This window comes from Winogradskyella marina (assembly GCF_015645385.1).
Classification (GTDB): Bacteria; Bacteroidota; Bacteroidia; order Flavobacteriales; family Flavobacteriaceae; genus Winogradskyella; species Winogradskyella marina.
Map to the genome: position 1 here is coordinate 35,945 of NZ_JADOET010000020.1, position 13,462 is coordinate 49,406.

Here is a 13,462-nt window from a genome sequence, read left to right on the forward strand (position 1 = left end):
ATGGATTTAAAAAAGACAGACGCACCAGTAAGTACAGTAACTTACAACAGAAACGAAATCGATGCTCCAACAGATAATATCTATGAAGCAATCTCTGTTATTTCTAGACGTGCAGAACAAATTAATACCGACATTAGACGCGAGTTAATAGACAAACTAGAAGAGTTTGCTACTTATAACGATAGTCTTGAGGAAATTTTTGAAAACAAAGAACAAATTGAAGTGTCTAAGTTTTACGAAAAATTACCAAAACCACACGCTTTAGCAGTAAAAGAGTGGTTAGATAATAAGATTTATCACAGAAATACTGAGGATCCTCAGCCATAAACAAAACGCCTTAGATGTCTATTCTAAAGGATAAGAATATTTTATTGGGCATTACTGCTGGCATTGCCGCATATAAATCTGCTAACTTAGTCAGATTATTTATAAAAGCAGGCGCTAACGTTAAAGTCGTTATGACGCCTGCTTCTAAAGAGTTTATAACTCCACTTACGCTTTCTACATTATCAAAAAATCCGGTATATTCCTCTTTCGTTGACGAGGAAGATGATAACCAAGTATGGAATAACCATGTCGATTTAGGCCTTTGGGCAGATATCTTTGTGATTGCTCCAGCCACTGCCAATACAATGGCTAAAATGGCAAATGGTGTTTGCGATAACATGCTTTTAGCAACTTATCTTTCTGCAAAATGTCCAGTGTATTTTGCACCAGCAATGGATTTAGATATGTATAAGCATGAGTCTACCACAACGTCATTTAAAAAGTTAGCGTCATTTGGCAATAAAATGATTCCTGCAGGAACAGGTGAACTCGCTAGCGGATTAGTCGGTGAAGGTCGAATGGCAGAACCAGAAGACATCGTTGCTTTTATTCAAAATGATGTTTTAGAGCAGTTACCATTGCGAGGTAAACGCGTCTTAATTACTGCTGGCCCAACCTATGAAGCAATAGATCCTGTACGTTTTATAGGAAATCACTCTAGCGGAAAAATGGGTTTTGCAATAGCCAAAGCAGCATCAAAATTAGGAGCTGAGGTCATTTTAGTTACGGGTCCAACACAGCAAAGCGTCTCTAGTAATTTTATTTCAGTAAAATCTGTAGTCAGTGCAGAAGATATGTATACCGAAGTTCATAAGCATTTTAATACTTCAGATATTGCTATTCTTTCTGCTGCAGTTTCAGATTATAGACCTAAGAATGTAGCGACTCAGAAAATAAAAAAGAAAGAAACGACGTTAACTATTGAGTTAGAAAAAACGAAAGATATTTTAAAGTCGTTAGGCGCGATTAAAAAAAATCAGTTCTTAGTTGGTTTTGCTCTAGAAACTAATAATGAATTAGAACATGCTAAAGGCAAATTAAAGTCTAAGAATTTAGACCTTATTGTGCTAAATTCTTTACAAGATAAAGGAGCAGGTTTTGGTGTGTCAACAAATAAAGTTACATTTATAACGTCTTCTAACGATATTATAGAAAATGAATTAAAATCAAAAGCAGACGTTGCTCAAGATTTAATGCACCTTATTTTAAAACAAACTCATGCGTAACCTATTATTTATACTTGCTTTTTTATTGACCGCTGTATCGTTTTCACAAGAGTTAAACTGTACAGTCAATGTTATAGCACAACAAACAGGAAACGAAAATGATGTTGTATATAGAACATTAGAAAAACAACTTACTGAGTTTGTAAATAATACAGAATGGACAAGACAAACGTTTAGTCCGCAAGAGCGTATTAATTGTAGTATGGTTATTAATGTGTCTCAGCATAGTAATAATATGATTTCAGCATCGCTACAAGTGTCTTCTTCTAGGCCTATTTTTAATTCTACATATAGTTCGCCTGTGTATAATTATAACGATAGGAATTTTAATTTTGAATATTTAGAATTTCAAAATTTGGTTTTTAACGAAAGCCAGTTCGAATCTAACTTAATTTCCGTGTTAGCGTTTCATGTATATATGATTTTAGGAATGGATGCGGATACTTTTGAGCTTAATGGAGGTGATCAGTATTTTAAACAAGCACAAACAATCGCTAGCTATTCTCAACATCTTAATGGTCAAGGTTGGAAATTAGAAGATGGATTACAATCGCGCTTTGCTTTAATTGATAATTTAATGTCGCCAACATTTAAAGACATGAGGTTAGCGTTGTACAAATATCACATAGATGCCTTAGATATTATGAATACAGATACAAAAAACGGAAAGGCGCAAATAATTTCTGTATTAGATGATTTGCAAAATGTGCACAGAGCTAGACCAAACTCTTTTTTAATGCGTGTGTTTTTTGATGCCAAAGCCGATGAAATATTAGATATTCTTTCTGGTGGACCAAAGATTAATATTACCAACGCTGTAGATATATTAAACAGAGTGGCTCCAATGCACTCTCAAAAGTGGAGGACTATTACGTATTAGACTTTTTTCAGTTGTCTGGTTTTTAAAAGAATAATGCTACAAGTAGACATTCTTTAGTTGCTTTAATATATTTCAAAAAATAATGACGCTCTACTTGGCTTAAAATCTTAATTTTGTAATACATAATTATAAGCACTTGTTAACATCTCTTTACATAAAAAATTACGCACTCATCGATGAGTTAAACGTTGCATTTAATAATGGTTTAACGATTATTACTGGTGAAACAGGAGCTGGAAAATCCATCTTACTAGGTGGTTTGTCTTTAGTTTTAGGGAAACGAGCCGATTTAAGTCAGGTGAAAAATACAGGCGAAAAATGTATAATTGAAGCTATTTTTGATATTGCCAATTACGATTTAAAATCACTGTTTGTAACCTTAGATTTAGATTATGATGTGCAAACCATTATTAGAAGAGAAATTTTACCTTCCGGAAAATCTAGAGCCTTTATTAACGATACCCCTGTAACCTTAGAGAGTTTAGTAGCGTTGAGTGGTTATCTTATAGATATTCATTCACAACACCAAACGCAGCAGTTAACACAAGACGATTACCAGTTTAAAGTTATTGATGCCTTAGCAGAAAATAAATCAAATTTAGAGACTTTTTCTAAAGAATTATCGACATTTAAAACACTTCAAAAAGCTTTAGAAAGTTTAAAATTGTCTAAAGCCGAATTAATAAAAGAGTACGATTACAATCTCTTTTTATCTAATGAATTAAATGAAGTTAATTTAGAAAAGATTAACCTTGAAGATCTAGAAACGCAATACGAAGAACTAAATAATGTTGAGATTATTGGTGAGAAACTAAGTAGCACCAAAGCCATTTTAAACGCAGAAGAACTTGGTGTGGTAGACCAAATTAATGCTACAAAACAAGAACTGTCTAAAATCGCAAATTTCGGAAAACCATATGAATCCTTGAAAGAGCGTATGGTCAGTATAGGAATTGAGTTAGATGATATTCTTATAGAACTAGATAACCTTGAAGAAAATCTAACCACAGATCCGCAAGAATTAGAGCGTATTAATAACACGCTTCAAGTTGTAAATAATTTGTTCCAAAAACATTCTGTTTCAGAAATTGAAGATTTAATTCAAATTAAAAACGATTTAAAACTAAAGATTGATAATACCGAAAGCTTAGACCAAAGTATTATTGATAAAGAGGAAGAGATTGAAAAGGCAATAGAAAAGTTAAATCAAACCGCCTTAAAAATTCATAAGAAAAGAAAAAAAATAATTCCGACGTTTGTTTCAAAACTAGAAACACTTTTATCAGAATTAGGTATGCCAAATGCCAAATTTAAAGTGGAATTAGAGTCTTTAGACCAATTTGTTAAAAATGGAAAAGATGGCTTACAGTTTTTATTTATGGCGAATAAAGGCTCTAGTTTTAATGAGCTTAAAAAATCTGCTTCAGGTGGAGAATTATCGCGAATTATGTTAGCAATAAAATCTATTTTGGCAGAATACATTCAGTTACCTTCAATAATGTTCGATGAGATAGATACAGGTGTTTCTGGTGAAATCTCTAACAAAATGGGAGAAATTATGAAGCAAATGAGTCAGAGTATGCAAGTGTTTACTATTACCCATTTGCCGCAAATTGCAGCAAAAGGAAATTCACATTTTAAGGTATTTAAAATAGATGCAGAGGATGTTACACATACACAACTCAAAAAATTAAAAGAAGATGAGCGTATTGTAGAAATCGCTCAAATGCTTGGAGGTTTAGACATTACAGATTCTGCTATGGCTCATGCTAAACAATTGCTAAATTGATTTAATTGTTTAATTTTAAAAGGTGAAATCATACATTGTAATCGTATTTATTTTAGGGAGTTTTTTGATTCTAGCTTGTGCAGAAAAGGAAGATCCATGTGATGTAGATCATATTATTGTTAATGATGAATGTGTACCAACGTATATTTTTCCGGACCCCAATTCTGTAGCTCCTAAAAACGGAGACACCTTTTACCATAAGGTTTATGGTATAATCTCGTACAGAAACGGACACTGGATCAATGATAAAAATCAAATTATCGAAGCACTAGAAAATAAAATTAAATTTTAACAATTAATAACTAACACCTAACAACAACCATATGTCTTATAATTTACTAAAAGGAAAGAGAGGAATAATATTTGGAGCTTTAGATGAAAATTCTATTGCGTGGAAAACAGCACTACGTGTACATGAAGAAGGAGGCACCTTTGTTTTAACCAATGCACCAGTATCTATACGTATGGGACAAATTGATGAACTAGCAGAAAAAACGGGTTCTCAAATTATTCCTGCAGATGCAACTTCAGAAGATGATCTTAAAAAGCTAGTAGAACAATCAATGGAGATTTTAGGAGGTAAAATAGATTTTGTGTTACATTCTATAGGTATGTCCATAAATGTTAGAAAAGGAAAACACTATACGGATCAAAATTATGCATGGACTCAAAAAGGAACAGATGTTTCGGCCATGTCTTTTCATAAAGTGATGCAAACCCTTTATAAAGCAGATGCTATGAATGAATGGGGAAGTATTGTAGCTTTAACATATATGGCGGCACAACGTGTATTTCCGGATTATAACGATATGGCAGAAAACAAAGCCTATTTAGAAAGCATTGCACGAAGTTTTGGATATTTCTTTGGAAGAGACAAAAAAGTACGTGTAAATACCATTTCACAATCACCGACGCCAACAACAGCTGGTAGCGGAGTTAAAGGGTTTGACGGTTTCATAGCATATTCAGAAAAAATGTCTCCTTTAGGAAATGCAACGGCAATGGACTGTGCTAATTATACAATCACTTTATTTAGTGATTTAACCAAACGTGTAACATTACAGAATTTATATAATGATGGAGGGTTTAGCAACATGGGAGTCAGTGAGGGAGTTTTGGAAGCCTTCGTAGATAACCAATAGTTAATCATAATATCACCTTATCAAAAAGCCATTAAGCAGTTTGTTTAATGGCTTTTGTCTGTTTTAACTTTAGAATTTGTTTAGGTTTTCTTACAAATTGGAAATTTGTTGTTATTTGTCGACATTATATACGTTTCAGCGATTTGAGGGTTAAACCTCACTATCTTCTATAGAATTAACATATTTTTAAAGAATTACTAACCTAAATTATATTTTTTATGAAAAAAATTACATTAATGTTATTTGCATTGGTTGCTTTTTGCTGGCAATCTAATGCGCAATTTACCGAAAGCTTTGATACAGAAATTCCAGCTACATGGACAGTATTAAATGAAGATGGTGGTTCTTATACTTGGGAACATGTAACTAGTTATCCACAAGCAGGAGCGGGACATGCAAGAATTCATTGGGAATCTGCAGCTCATGAAGATTATTTAATCACTCCACAGTTTACAGTAACAAGTGGCATCAGTGATCGCGTTAGTTTTTATGCAGGAAGCGATGGTACTTTCTTCACAGAAACTTTTGAAGTAAAGGTGTCTACGACAGGTACTGCAGCTGCAGACTTTACTGATTTAATTGCTAGTGAAACGGCTGCAACTTCAGCAGCAGGTGGAGACTACACGTTTTATGAATACGATTTGTCTGCATATGTTGGTTCTGATATTTATGTAGCTATAGTTGCTACTGATACTGATAGATTTTACCTCGCAGTAGATGAGTTTGTAAATGATGCAATTCCGTCTTGTTATGCAGCTGAAATAGATAGTGCAGTTGCCGTTGACGATTGTGACAATTCACAATTTTCAATTTTAGTAGATGTAACCGACTTAGGAAGTTCTGTTAATCTTGAAATTACCAATGATGCAGGTGTTGCTTCTACAACAGTTACAGCTACAGGGGAAGTTACTGTTGGGCCATTTCCAACAGGAACACCAGTAGTTTTAACATTGGAAAATGAAAGTGAAGATACGTGTGATGTAGTGTTAGACTCAGTTTTAGATTTTTGCCCTAATGCAGCAAATACATTAGATTATTACAACTTACAATGGCCAGCGACGTTAACATTTGCTGAAACTGAAGCGGCAGATCAGATGGTTTATGCTCAAGCTTACGAAGCGGGTTTAACTGACACCACAGTTGGAGAGGCTGCAGCAGGTATAGACGTTTGGATTGGTTACAGTACTACAGATACAGATCCATCTACAGAAGATTGGACTTGGGAGGTTGCGACATTTGAAGCAGAAGTAGGAAATAATGACGAATATGCTGTAAACATGGTTGATCTTGGTTTATCGGAAGGTACCTATTATTATGCAAGTCGCTTCAGTTTAAATGCTGGTCCATATATGTATGGCGGTATTTTGGCTGATGGAAGTAATGGTGGTGCCTGGGATGGAACTACAAACATTTCTGGTGTATTAACAGTCACTGCTCCTTTGCCACCGGCAAATGATGATTTTGCAAACGCTATTGCTATAGTATGTGGTGATACTGTTAGCGGTGATACGACATATGCTACTATGGATGAAGGTGATGCTAATGTTGAAATAGATACGGATGCAGATATAGATTCACCAAATGTGTGGTATAGTTTTATGGGTACAGGAGATATTGTAACTGTGTCTACTTGTATGAATACAGACTTTGATACAGAATTATTTGTGTTTACTGGAACTTCTGGAAGTTTAAATGCAGTTGCTGCAGGTTATGATGAGTGTGGTGGTTTTTTGGATTTCGAGGCAGAAACTACTTTTACTTCAGTAGCAGGTACGCAATATTATATTGCTGTTGAAGGTTATAATTTAACTAGTACTGGTACATTTGAATTAGCAATTACTTGTGAGGCACCTCCAACATGTACTAATGCAACGGCAACATACAGTGTCGTTAGTGATTGTGAAACTAGTGGTGGATTTAACATTGAAGTAGATATTACAGATATGGGAACAGCTACAGATATTACAATTACTGATGATCAAGGTAGTGATGCTCAAGCAGCGACGGAAGCGACAACTTTAACTTTTGGCCCTTATGTAAATGGTACGGAAGTTATGATAACAATTTCAGATGATAATGATGCAACTTGTGAGCAAACAAGTGATGCTATAACACAAGAAGCGTGTCCTCCTGCAAATGATGATATTTGTGATGCTATTGCTTTAACTGTAGATGCTAGTTCAACAGGTGATGCTTATACTACTATTGGAGCAACAGGTGAGTTGGATGAAGTAGAAGGAAGTTGTTTTAATGGAGGTATTGATACTTCAGTATGGTTTACCTTTGTAGCACCAGCTTCTGGTGAGGTTCAAGTAAGTACAGATATTGCAGGTGGTACGCATACGGATACAGAGATAGCAGTTTATGAAGCACCAACGGATTGTGCAGATGCAACCACAATAGGAGCAGAGTTAGGATGTGACCAAGACGGTGGAGTTGTTGGTAACTTTTTATCTGTTTTATCTTTAACTGATTTAACCGAAGGAGAGACCTATTATATTCAAGTAGATAGATGGGGATCAGCTGCTGAAGGAACATTTGGTATTGAAGTTTTTGATCAAGTGACTTTAAGCGTAGGTAATGTTGAAAACGACGCTACTTTTACGTACTATCCAAACCCAGTGAAAAATACATTATCGTTAAATGCTCAAAACACTATAGAGCAAGTGGCAATGTATAATATGCTAGGTCAAGAAGTATTAAGAGCAACTCCTAATACTGTTGATAGTGATTTAGATATGTCTCATTTACAAAATGGTACTTACTTTGTTAAAGTAACTATTGCAAATGTGACTAAAACAATACGAGTGATTAAGCAATAGATCTTAGACACTTTTTAATTACAGAAAAGCCGCTAATTATAGCGGCTTTTTTTATGCTTTAATTTGAAATGAATAATAAGACGACGTAAACATCTATTGGATTTTTTTGCAGAATCTATATAAGCCATAGTTTCTATAAAAGTTGTAATTGGTTTAATTACCTTTGTGGTATATGAAGGCCATTGATTTTTCATTTATTATCCCTGTTTATAATAGACCAGACGAGATTAAAGAGCTATTAGAAAGTTTTTTAAATTTTGAAGGGGAACACGCGTATGAAATTGTAATTGTAGAAGATGGTTCAACCCAAACATCTGAAGCAGTTATTACTCAATTTAACAATCAATTAGATATTTCGTATTACTTTAAACCAAACTCTGGACCTGGAGATTCTCGCAATTATGGCATGCAAAAGGCTAAAGGGAATTACTTTATTATTTTAGATTCAGATGTGTTGCTACCTTCAAATTACTTGATAGAAGTCAACAGGTTTTTAGCAACGTCATATTATGATTGTTTTGGAGGTCCAGATGCAGCACATAGGTCATTTTCAAACCTTCAAAAAGCGATTAATTTTGCAATGACGTCTTTTATTACCACAGGTGGTATACGAGGTGGAAAACAAAAGGTAGAAGACTTTCAACCTAGAAGTTTTAATATGGGTTTATCTAAAAAAGCTTTTAAAGCTTCTGGTGGATTTGGTAAGATTCATCCTGGTGAAGATCCCGATTTATCCTTAAGGTTGCAAAATTTAGGTTTTAAAACAGCGTTAATTCAAAATGCTATTGTGTATCACAAACGACGTATTTCTTGGTCTAAATTTTATATGCAAGTCCATAAATTTGGAATGGTCAGGCCTATTCTTAACCAATGGCATCCAAATTCAAAAAGTTTAGTGTATTGGTTTCCTACATTATTTAGCTTAGGTTGTATTGTTTCAATACTATTAGCCGTTTTTCAAATTAATTTATTATTATATGTTTACGGATTGTATTTTGCTGTAGCTTTTATAATAGCTTTAATAGCAAATCGAAGTCTTAGTGTTGCGTTTCAAGCGTTATTGGCTATTGTAATCCAGTTTTTTGGCTATGGTTACGGCTTTTTAAAATCGACATTTAATTTAGTTATCCTAAGGAAGCATCCTGAAGAGGCATTTCCACAACTATTTTTTTAAATTTTAAATGAATCAAAAGAAGAATTTAAACATACTAGACCATTTAAAAAAGAAAAACGTTAAGCGGTTTATGCTATTCATTATAATAGCATTTGTGTTTTTAATTTTTTCTAAATTTTCTAATGACTATAAACAAACTATAAACTTAAAAGTTAACTTAGTTAATATTGATGATGAAATTTTAATAAAAAACGATTCGGCAAACTATCTTCAAGCTTATGTAGAAGCTAAAGGGTTTTCATTAATTCCATTTGTATTCAACAATTCTAAGGAACTTCAAGTAAACGCACAAAATGAAGTAACTATAACACCAAATAGCTTTGTTTTCGATGTCTTAAAACATCAATACCTTATAGAGGATCAGCTGGGAAATGCATATGATTTAATTTCAATACTGCCAGATACGCTTTTAATTGCGTACTCTAAAAGAGCGTCAAAGTCAGTTCCGGTGACGCTAAAAAGTGCTGTTAATTATGCCGTAGGTTACGATTTAAAAGAAGAATTTAGTCTTAATGTTGATAGTGTAAAAGTTGTAGGTTCCGAAGAGGAAGTAAACAAAATTAATTCGATATCCACAAAGGAATTGGTTTTAAACGACATAAATAGTGACATAAAAAATACAGTAAAATTAGATGTCTCAGCTTACGACAATATTGATGTTTTTCCTAAAACAATAGAAGTATCAGGAGATGTTGTTCGCTTTACAGAAGGGACAATTGAGGTGCCAATTATTATTGTGAATCAACCAGAAAATGTTGAAATTAATTACTTTCCTAAAACGGTTGCGCTTTCGTATTATGTAGATTTAGAAAATTATAACGCTGTAAAAGCTATAGATTTTAGAGTAGAATGTAACTATGCAGAATTGGAGGAAAATCAAACGTTTTTAGTACCAAAAGTGGTTAATAAGCCAGAATTTGTAAAGCATATATATATCAGGCAAAAACAAATAGACTTTATCGAATTGTAATATGGTAATAGGTTTAACAGGCGGAATAGGAAGTGGTAAATCCACTATTTTAAAGTGCTTTAAGTCATACGGAATCCCTGTGTATATAGCTGATGACGAAGCAAAAGCTTTAATGAATCGCTCTAAAGTAATTAAACGTAAGTTAATTCATTTGTTTGGTGAGAAAGCCTATGAAAACAATGTGTTAAATAGGCCTTATTTATCGTCTAAAATCTTTAGTGATAAAACCTTACTTGCTAAAATGAATGCCATTGTGCATCCAAAAGTCGCATCACATTTTAAACGCTGGTTAAATAAGCAAGATGCAGCATATGTTATAAAAGAAGTGGCGATTATTTTTGAAAACAATCTTCAAAGCCAATACGACTATATAATCACAGTAGTTGCAGATGAAGACTTACGAATTCAACGCGTTATGAAACGCGATAACGTTTCAAAAGAAAAAGTAAAGTCTATAATTAATAATCAATGGTCTGATGCCGACAAGGTAGAACAATCTGACTTTGTTATTGTTAATAATGATTTAGAAGATGCTAAAAAACAAGCGCTTAAAATTCACAATACACTACTTAAAAAGTTAAAACACTAATTATAGACATTGTTTTGTTAACGTTAGGTTAAACCTAATTTATACTAAATGTTAAAATGTTAAATTTGACTGATGGGCAAAAAGCTATTCGTGTTATTGGTAATACTAATGAGTTTATCTCTTATAGGTATTATTTTTGTACAATTATTCTTTATAAACAATAGTTTAGAAAACGAGAAGAAGAATTTTACATTTAGTGTAAAACGATCGCTAAGCTTAGTATCTCAAGCTATTGAAGATTACGAGTATCGCGATTATTTTATGAAACTTCAACCTTATTTAAGAAAAGATAATAAGGCCGATTCTGCTATTATAAAACAGTTATTTATAGCTACTGAAGAAGATAATGATAAAACCATAATACACCGAAACACGATTTTAGAAGAGCGTTTTAAAGTGCCATCATTGTTCTTTGAAATTGATGCAGACAGTTTTAACATTAGTAAACTATCTAGCGAACGCGTTACTGAAACCTATAATAATACCAGCATTGATGGTATTAGACGTATGGATCCAGAAACACGATTGCGAGAGTATTCTTCTTTATCTGCTTTAGATAGGCAGGCGTATGAAGATACATTTCAAACATTGTTAAAAGATAAACCCGTTTATAAACGTGTTACAGCAAAGCAAGTTGAAACCTTACTTAGACGAGAACTCAGATCTGAAGGAATAGATCTTAATTTTGAATTTGCTATTTACGATGATGATTTGGCAACTAAAATAAGATCAGAGAATTTTGAATTAGTAGATGAAACAGCTTATGGTGTCTATGTGTTTTTAGATAATAACAACGAGAGCAGTTACAAACTTTATATCGATTTTATTGATAGAAAAAAGTTCTTGTTAGAATCTGTTTTATGGATGATAATTTTGTCTATCATCTTTACAGGTATTATAATTATTGCTTATGCTAGTGCCATTTATCAGTTAATAAGACAACGTCAAATTTCACAAATTAAGACGGATTTTATCAATAATATGACGCACGAATTTAAAACACCAATTGCGACGATTAATTTGGCTTTAGATTCTATTAAAAACCCAAAAATAATCAACGATAAAGAGAAAGTGTTGCGTTATTTAGGAATGATAAAAGATGAAAATAAACGTATGCATGCGCAAGTAGAAAATGTATTGCGTATTTCAAAATTAGAAAAGAACGAATTAAATATTAGTAAAGAGCGCTTAGATACAAACGATTTGGTAGAAGATGCCATAACGCATGTAGAACTTATAGTTGAAGACAGACAAGGGTATGTTAAAACACATTTAAATGCTGATAGAACATCAATTTTAGCTAACGACACGCACTTTACAAATGTAATAGTCAACATATTAGATAATGCCATTAAATACTCGGATGGTGCACCTAAAATAGATGTACACACCGAAAACGTAGGAAACAATATTCTTATAAAAGTGGTAGATCAAGGTAATGGAATGACAAAGGCAGTTGCCAAGAGGGTGTTCGAGAAATTTTATAGAGAACACACTGGAAACGTACACAATGTTAAAGGTCATGGGCTAGGTTTGGCTTATGTAAAAAGAATAGTAGAAGACCATCAAGGTCATATATCAGTAGAAAGTGAAAAAGGAAAAGGCAGTACTTTTATTATAAAGATGCCGTTAATATCATAAAAACGAATTATGGAAGAACAAAACAAAAAAATTCTTTTAGTAGAAGACGATCCAAATTTTGGAACTGTTTTAAAAGATTATTTAATGATGAACGATTACGACGTTGTCCATGCTAAAAATGGGATGGAAGGTTTTGAAAAGTTCAAAAAGGACGACTTCGATCTATGTATTTTAGATGTCATGATGCCTTATAAAGATGGTTTTACTTTAGCTAAGGAGATCAGAGAAAAAAATGAAGACGTGCCAATTATATTCTTAACGGCTAAAGCCATGAAAGAGGATGTATTAAAAGGTTATAAAGTAGGAGCAGACGATTACCTCAACAAACCTTTTGATAGCGAAGTTTTGTTAATGAAAATAAAAGCGATTATGCAGCGTAAAGCCAAAGATACCGTTGCAGATAGCAAACAATTTGAATTTAAGATTGGTCGTTTCGATCTGAATTCTAAACTGCGTTTCCTTAAATTTGATGGTGAAGAACCTTCTAAATTATCACCTAAAGAAAATGAATTATTGCGTTTATTGGCACTACACGAAAATGATTTAATGCCAAGAGAATTAGCATTAACAAAAATATGGAGAGATGACAACTATTTTACATCGCGAAGTATGGACGTGTATATTGCTAAATTACGTAAATACTTAAAACCAGACCCAAATGTTGAAATTTTAAACATTCATGGAGAAGGCTTTAGGTTAGTGATAAATAACAAATAAGTTTCCTTTATATAGTTAAAGAGGCTGTCTAAAAAGTTAAAAAACTACTTTTTGTCACATTGAGCGCCGTCGAAATGTCTTTAAATCTAGAGCATTAGGTTTTTAGACTACGCTCAAATTGACAATAGAATTAACTTTTTTAGACAGCCTCTTTTTTTGTTATATTCAGAGTTTTTTTTTTTTTT

Annotated in this window: 12 protein-coding genes; all 12 read left to right on the forward strand. The window is 33.1% G+C overall.

Translation table 11 applies throughout. From position 1 onward, the window contains the following. Positions 1-327 (forward strand): DNA-directed RNA polymerase subunit omega, encoded by a 327-nt coding sequence (locus tag ITJ86_RS16060; RefSeq protein WP_179335555.1) that lies wholly within the window; start codon positions 1-3, stop codon positions 325-327. Positions 328-341: 14 nt separating this feature from the next. After that, positions 342-1,553 (forward strand): bifunctional phosphopantothenoylcysteine decarboxylase/phosphopantothenate--cysteine ligase CoaBC, encoded by a 1,212-nt coding sequence (gene coaBC, locus ITJ86_RS16065; RefSeq protein WP_195872679.1) that lies wholly within the window; start codon positions 342-344, stop codon positions 1,551-1,553. Then, positions 1,546-2,433 (forward strand): type IX secretion system protein PorD, encoded by an 888-nt coding sequence (porD, locus tag ITJ86_RS16070; RefSeq protein ID WP_195872680.1) that lies wholly within the window; start codon positions 1,546-1,548, stop codon positions 2,431-2,433. The genes coaBC and porD overlap by 8 nt, the downstream gene beginning before the upstream one ends. A 136-nt stretch (positions 2,434-2,569) precedes the next feature. Beyond that, the gene (gene recN / locus ITJ86_RS16075) at positions 2,570-4,222 is read left to right on the forward strand and encodes a DNA repair protein RecN (RefSeq protein ID WP_195872681.1); all 1,653 of its coding nucleotides are present in this window, start codon (positions 2,570-2,572) and stop codon (positions 4,220-4,222) included. A 22-nt stretch (positions 4,223-4,244) separates the two neighbouring features. Further along, positions 4,245-4,514, forward strand: a complete 270-nt coding sequence (locus tag ITJ86_RS16080) for a hypothetical protein (RefSeq protein WP_195872682.1) — start codon at positions 4,245-4,247, stop codon at positions 4,512-4,514. Positions 4,515-4,545: 31 nt separating this feature from the next. Beyond that, complete coding sequence (locus ITJ86_RS16085) at positions 4,546-5,364, forward strand: enoyl-ACP reductase FabI (RefSeq protein WP_195872683.1); 819 nt, start codon at positions 4,546-4,548, stop codon at positions 5,362-5,364. 218 nt (positions 5,365-5,582) lie between these two features. Further along, positions 5,583-8,186: a T9SS-dependent choice-of-anchor J family protein gene (locus ITJ86_RS16090; protein ID WP_195872684.1), complete on the forward strand. Its 2,604-nt coding sequence runs from the start codon at positions 5,583-5,585 to the stop codon at positions 8,184-8,186. 172 nt (positions 8,187-8,358) lie between these two features. Then, positions 8,359-9,360 carry a glycosyltransferase gene (locus tag ITJ86_RS16095; RefSeq protein ID WP_195872685.1) on the forward strand — a complete coding sequence of 334 codons (1,002 nt, stop codon included), beginning with the start codon at positions 8,359-8,361 and terminating at the stop codon, positions 9,358-9,360. Positions 9,361-9,430: 70 nt separating this feature from the next. After that, positions 9,431-10,330, forward strand: a complete 900-nt coding sequence (locus ITJ86_RS16100; protein WP_195872686.1) for a YbbR-like domain-containing protein — start codon at positions 9,431-9,433, stop codon at positions 10,328-10,330. 1 nt (position 10,331) lies between these two features. Further along, entirely contained in the window at positions 10,332-10,919 is a 588-nt protein-coding gene (coaE, locus tag ITJ86_RS16105; protein WP_195872687.1) for a dephospho-CoA kinase, read from the forward strand. Positions 10,920-11,027: 108 nt separating this feature from the next. Beyond that, complete coding sequence (locus tag ITJ86_RS16110) at positions 11,028-12,560, forward strand: sensor histidine kinase (RefSeq protein ID WP_225036187.1); 1,533 nt, start codon at positions 11,028-11,030, stop codon at positions 12,558-12,560. 9 nt (positions 12,561-12,569) lie between these two features. Beyond that, a complete protein-coding gene (locus tag ITJ86_RS16115) occupies positions 12,570-13,277 on the forward strand; it encodes a response regulator transcription factor (protein WP_195872689.1) in 708 nt (235 codons plus the stop codon). Positions 13,278-13,462: the final 185 nt, after the last annotated feature.

Coding starts and splice junctions, on each gene's coding strand:
- ITJ86_RS16060 (WP_179335555.1), top strand. CDS start 1: ATGGATTTAAAAAAGACAGACGCACCAGTAAGTACAGTAACTTACAAC.
- coaBC (WP_195872679.1), top strand. CDS start 342: ATGTCTATTCTAAAGGATAAGAATATTTTATTGGGCATTACTGCTGGC.
- porD (WP_195872680.1), top strand. CDS start 1,546: ATGCGTAACCTATTATTTATACTTGCTTTTTTATTGACCGCTGTATCG.
- ITJ86_RS16085 (WP_195872683.1), top strand. CDS start 4,546: ATGTCTTATAATTTACTAAAAGGAAAGAGAGGAATAATATTTGGAGCT.
- ITJ86_RS16090 (WP_195872684.1), top strand. CDS start 5,583: ATGAAAAAAATTACATTAATGTTATTTGCATTGGTTGCTTTTTGCTGG.
- ITJ86_RS16095 (WP_195872685.1), top strand. CDS start 8,359: ATGAAGGCCATTGATTTTTCATTTATTATCCCTGTTTATAATAGACCA.
- ITJ86_RS16100 (WP_195872686.1), top strand. CDS start 9,431: ATGCTATTCATTATAATAGCATTTGTGTTTTTAATTTTTTCTAAATTT.
- coaE (WP_195872687.1), top strand. CDS start 10,332: ATGGTAATAGGTTTAACAGGCGGAATAGGAAGTGGTAAATCCACTATT.
- ITJ86_RS16110 (WP_225036187.1), top strand. CDS start 11,028: ATGAGTTTATCTCTTATAGGTATTATTTTTGTACAATTATTCTTTATA.
- ITJ86_RS16115 (WP_195872689.1), top strand. CDS start 12,570: ATGGAAGAACAAAACAAAAAAATTCTTTTAGTAGAAGACGATCCAAAT.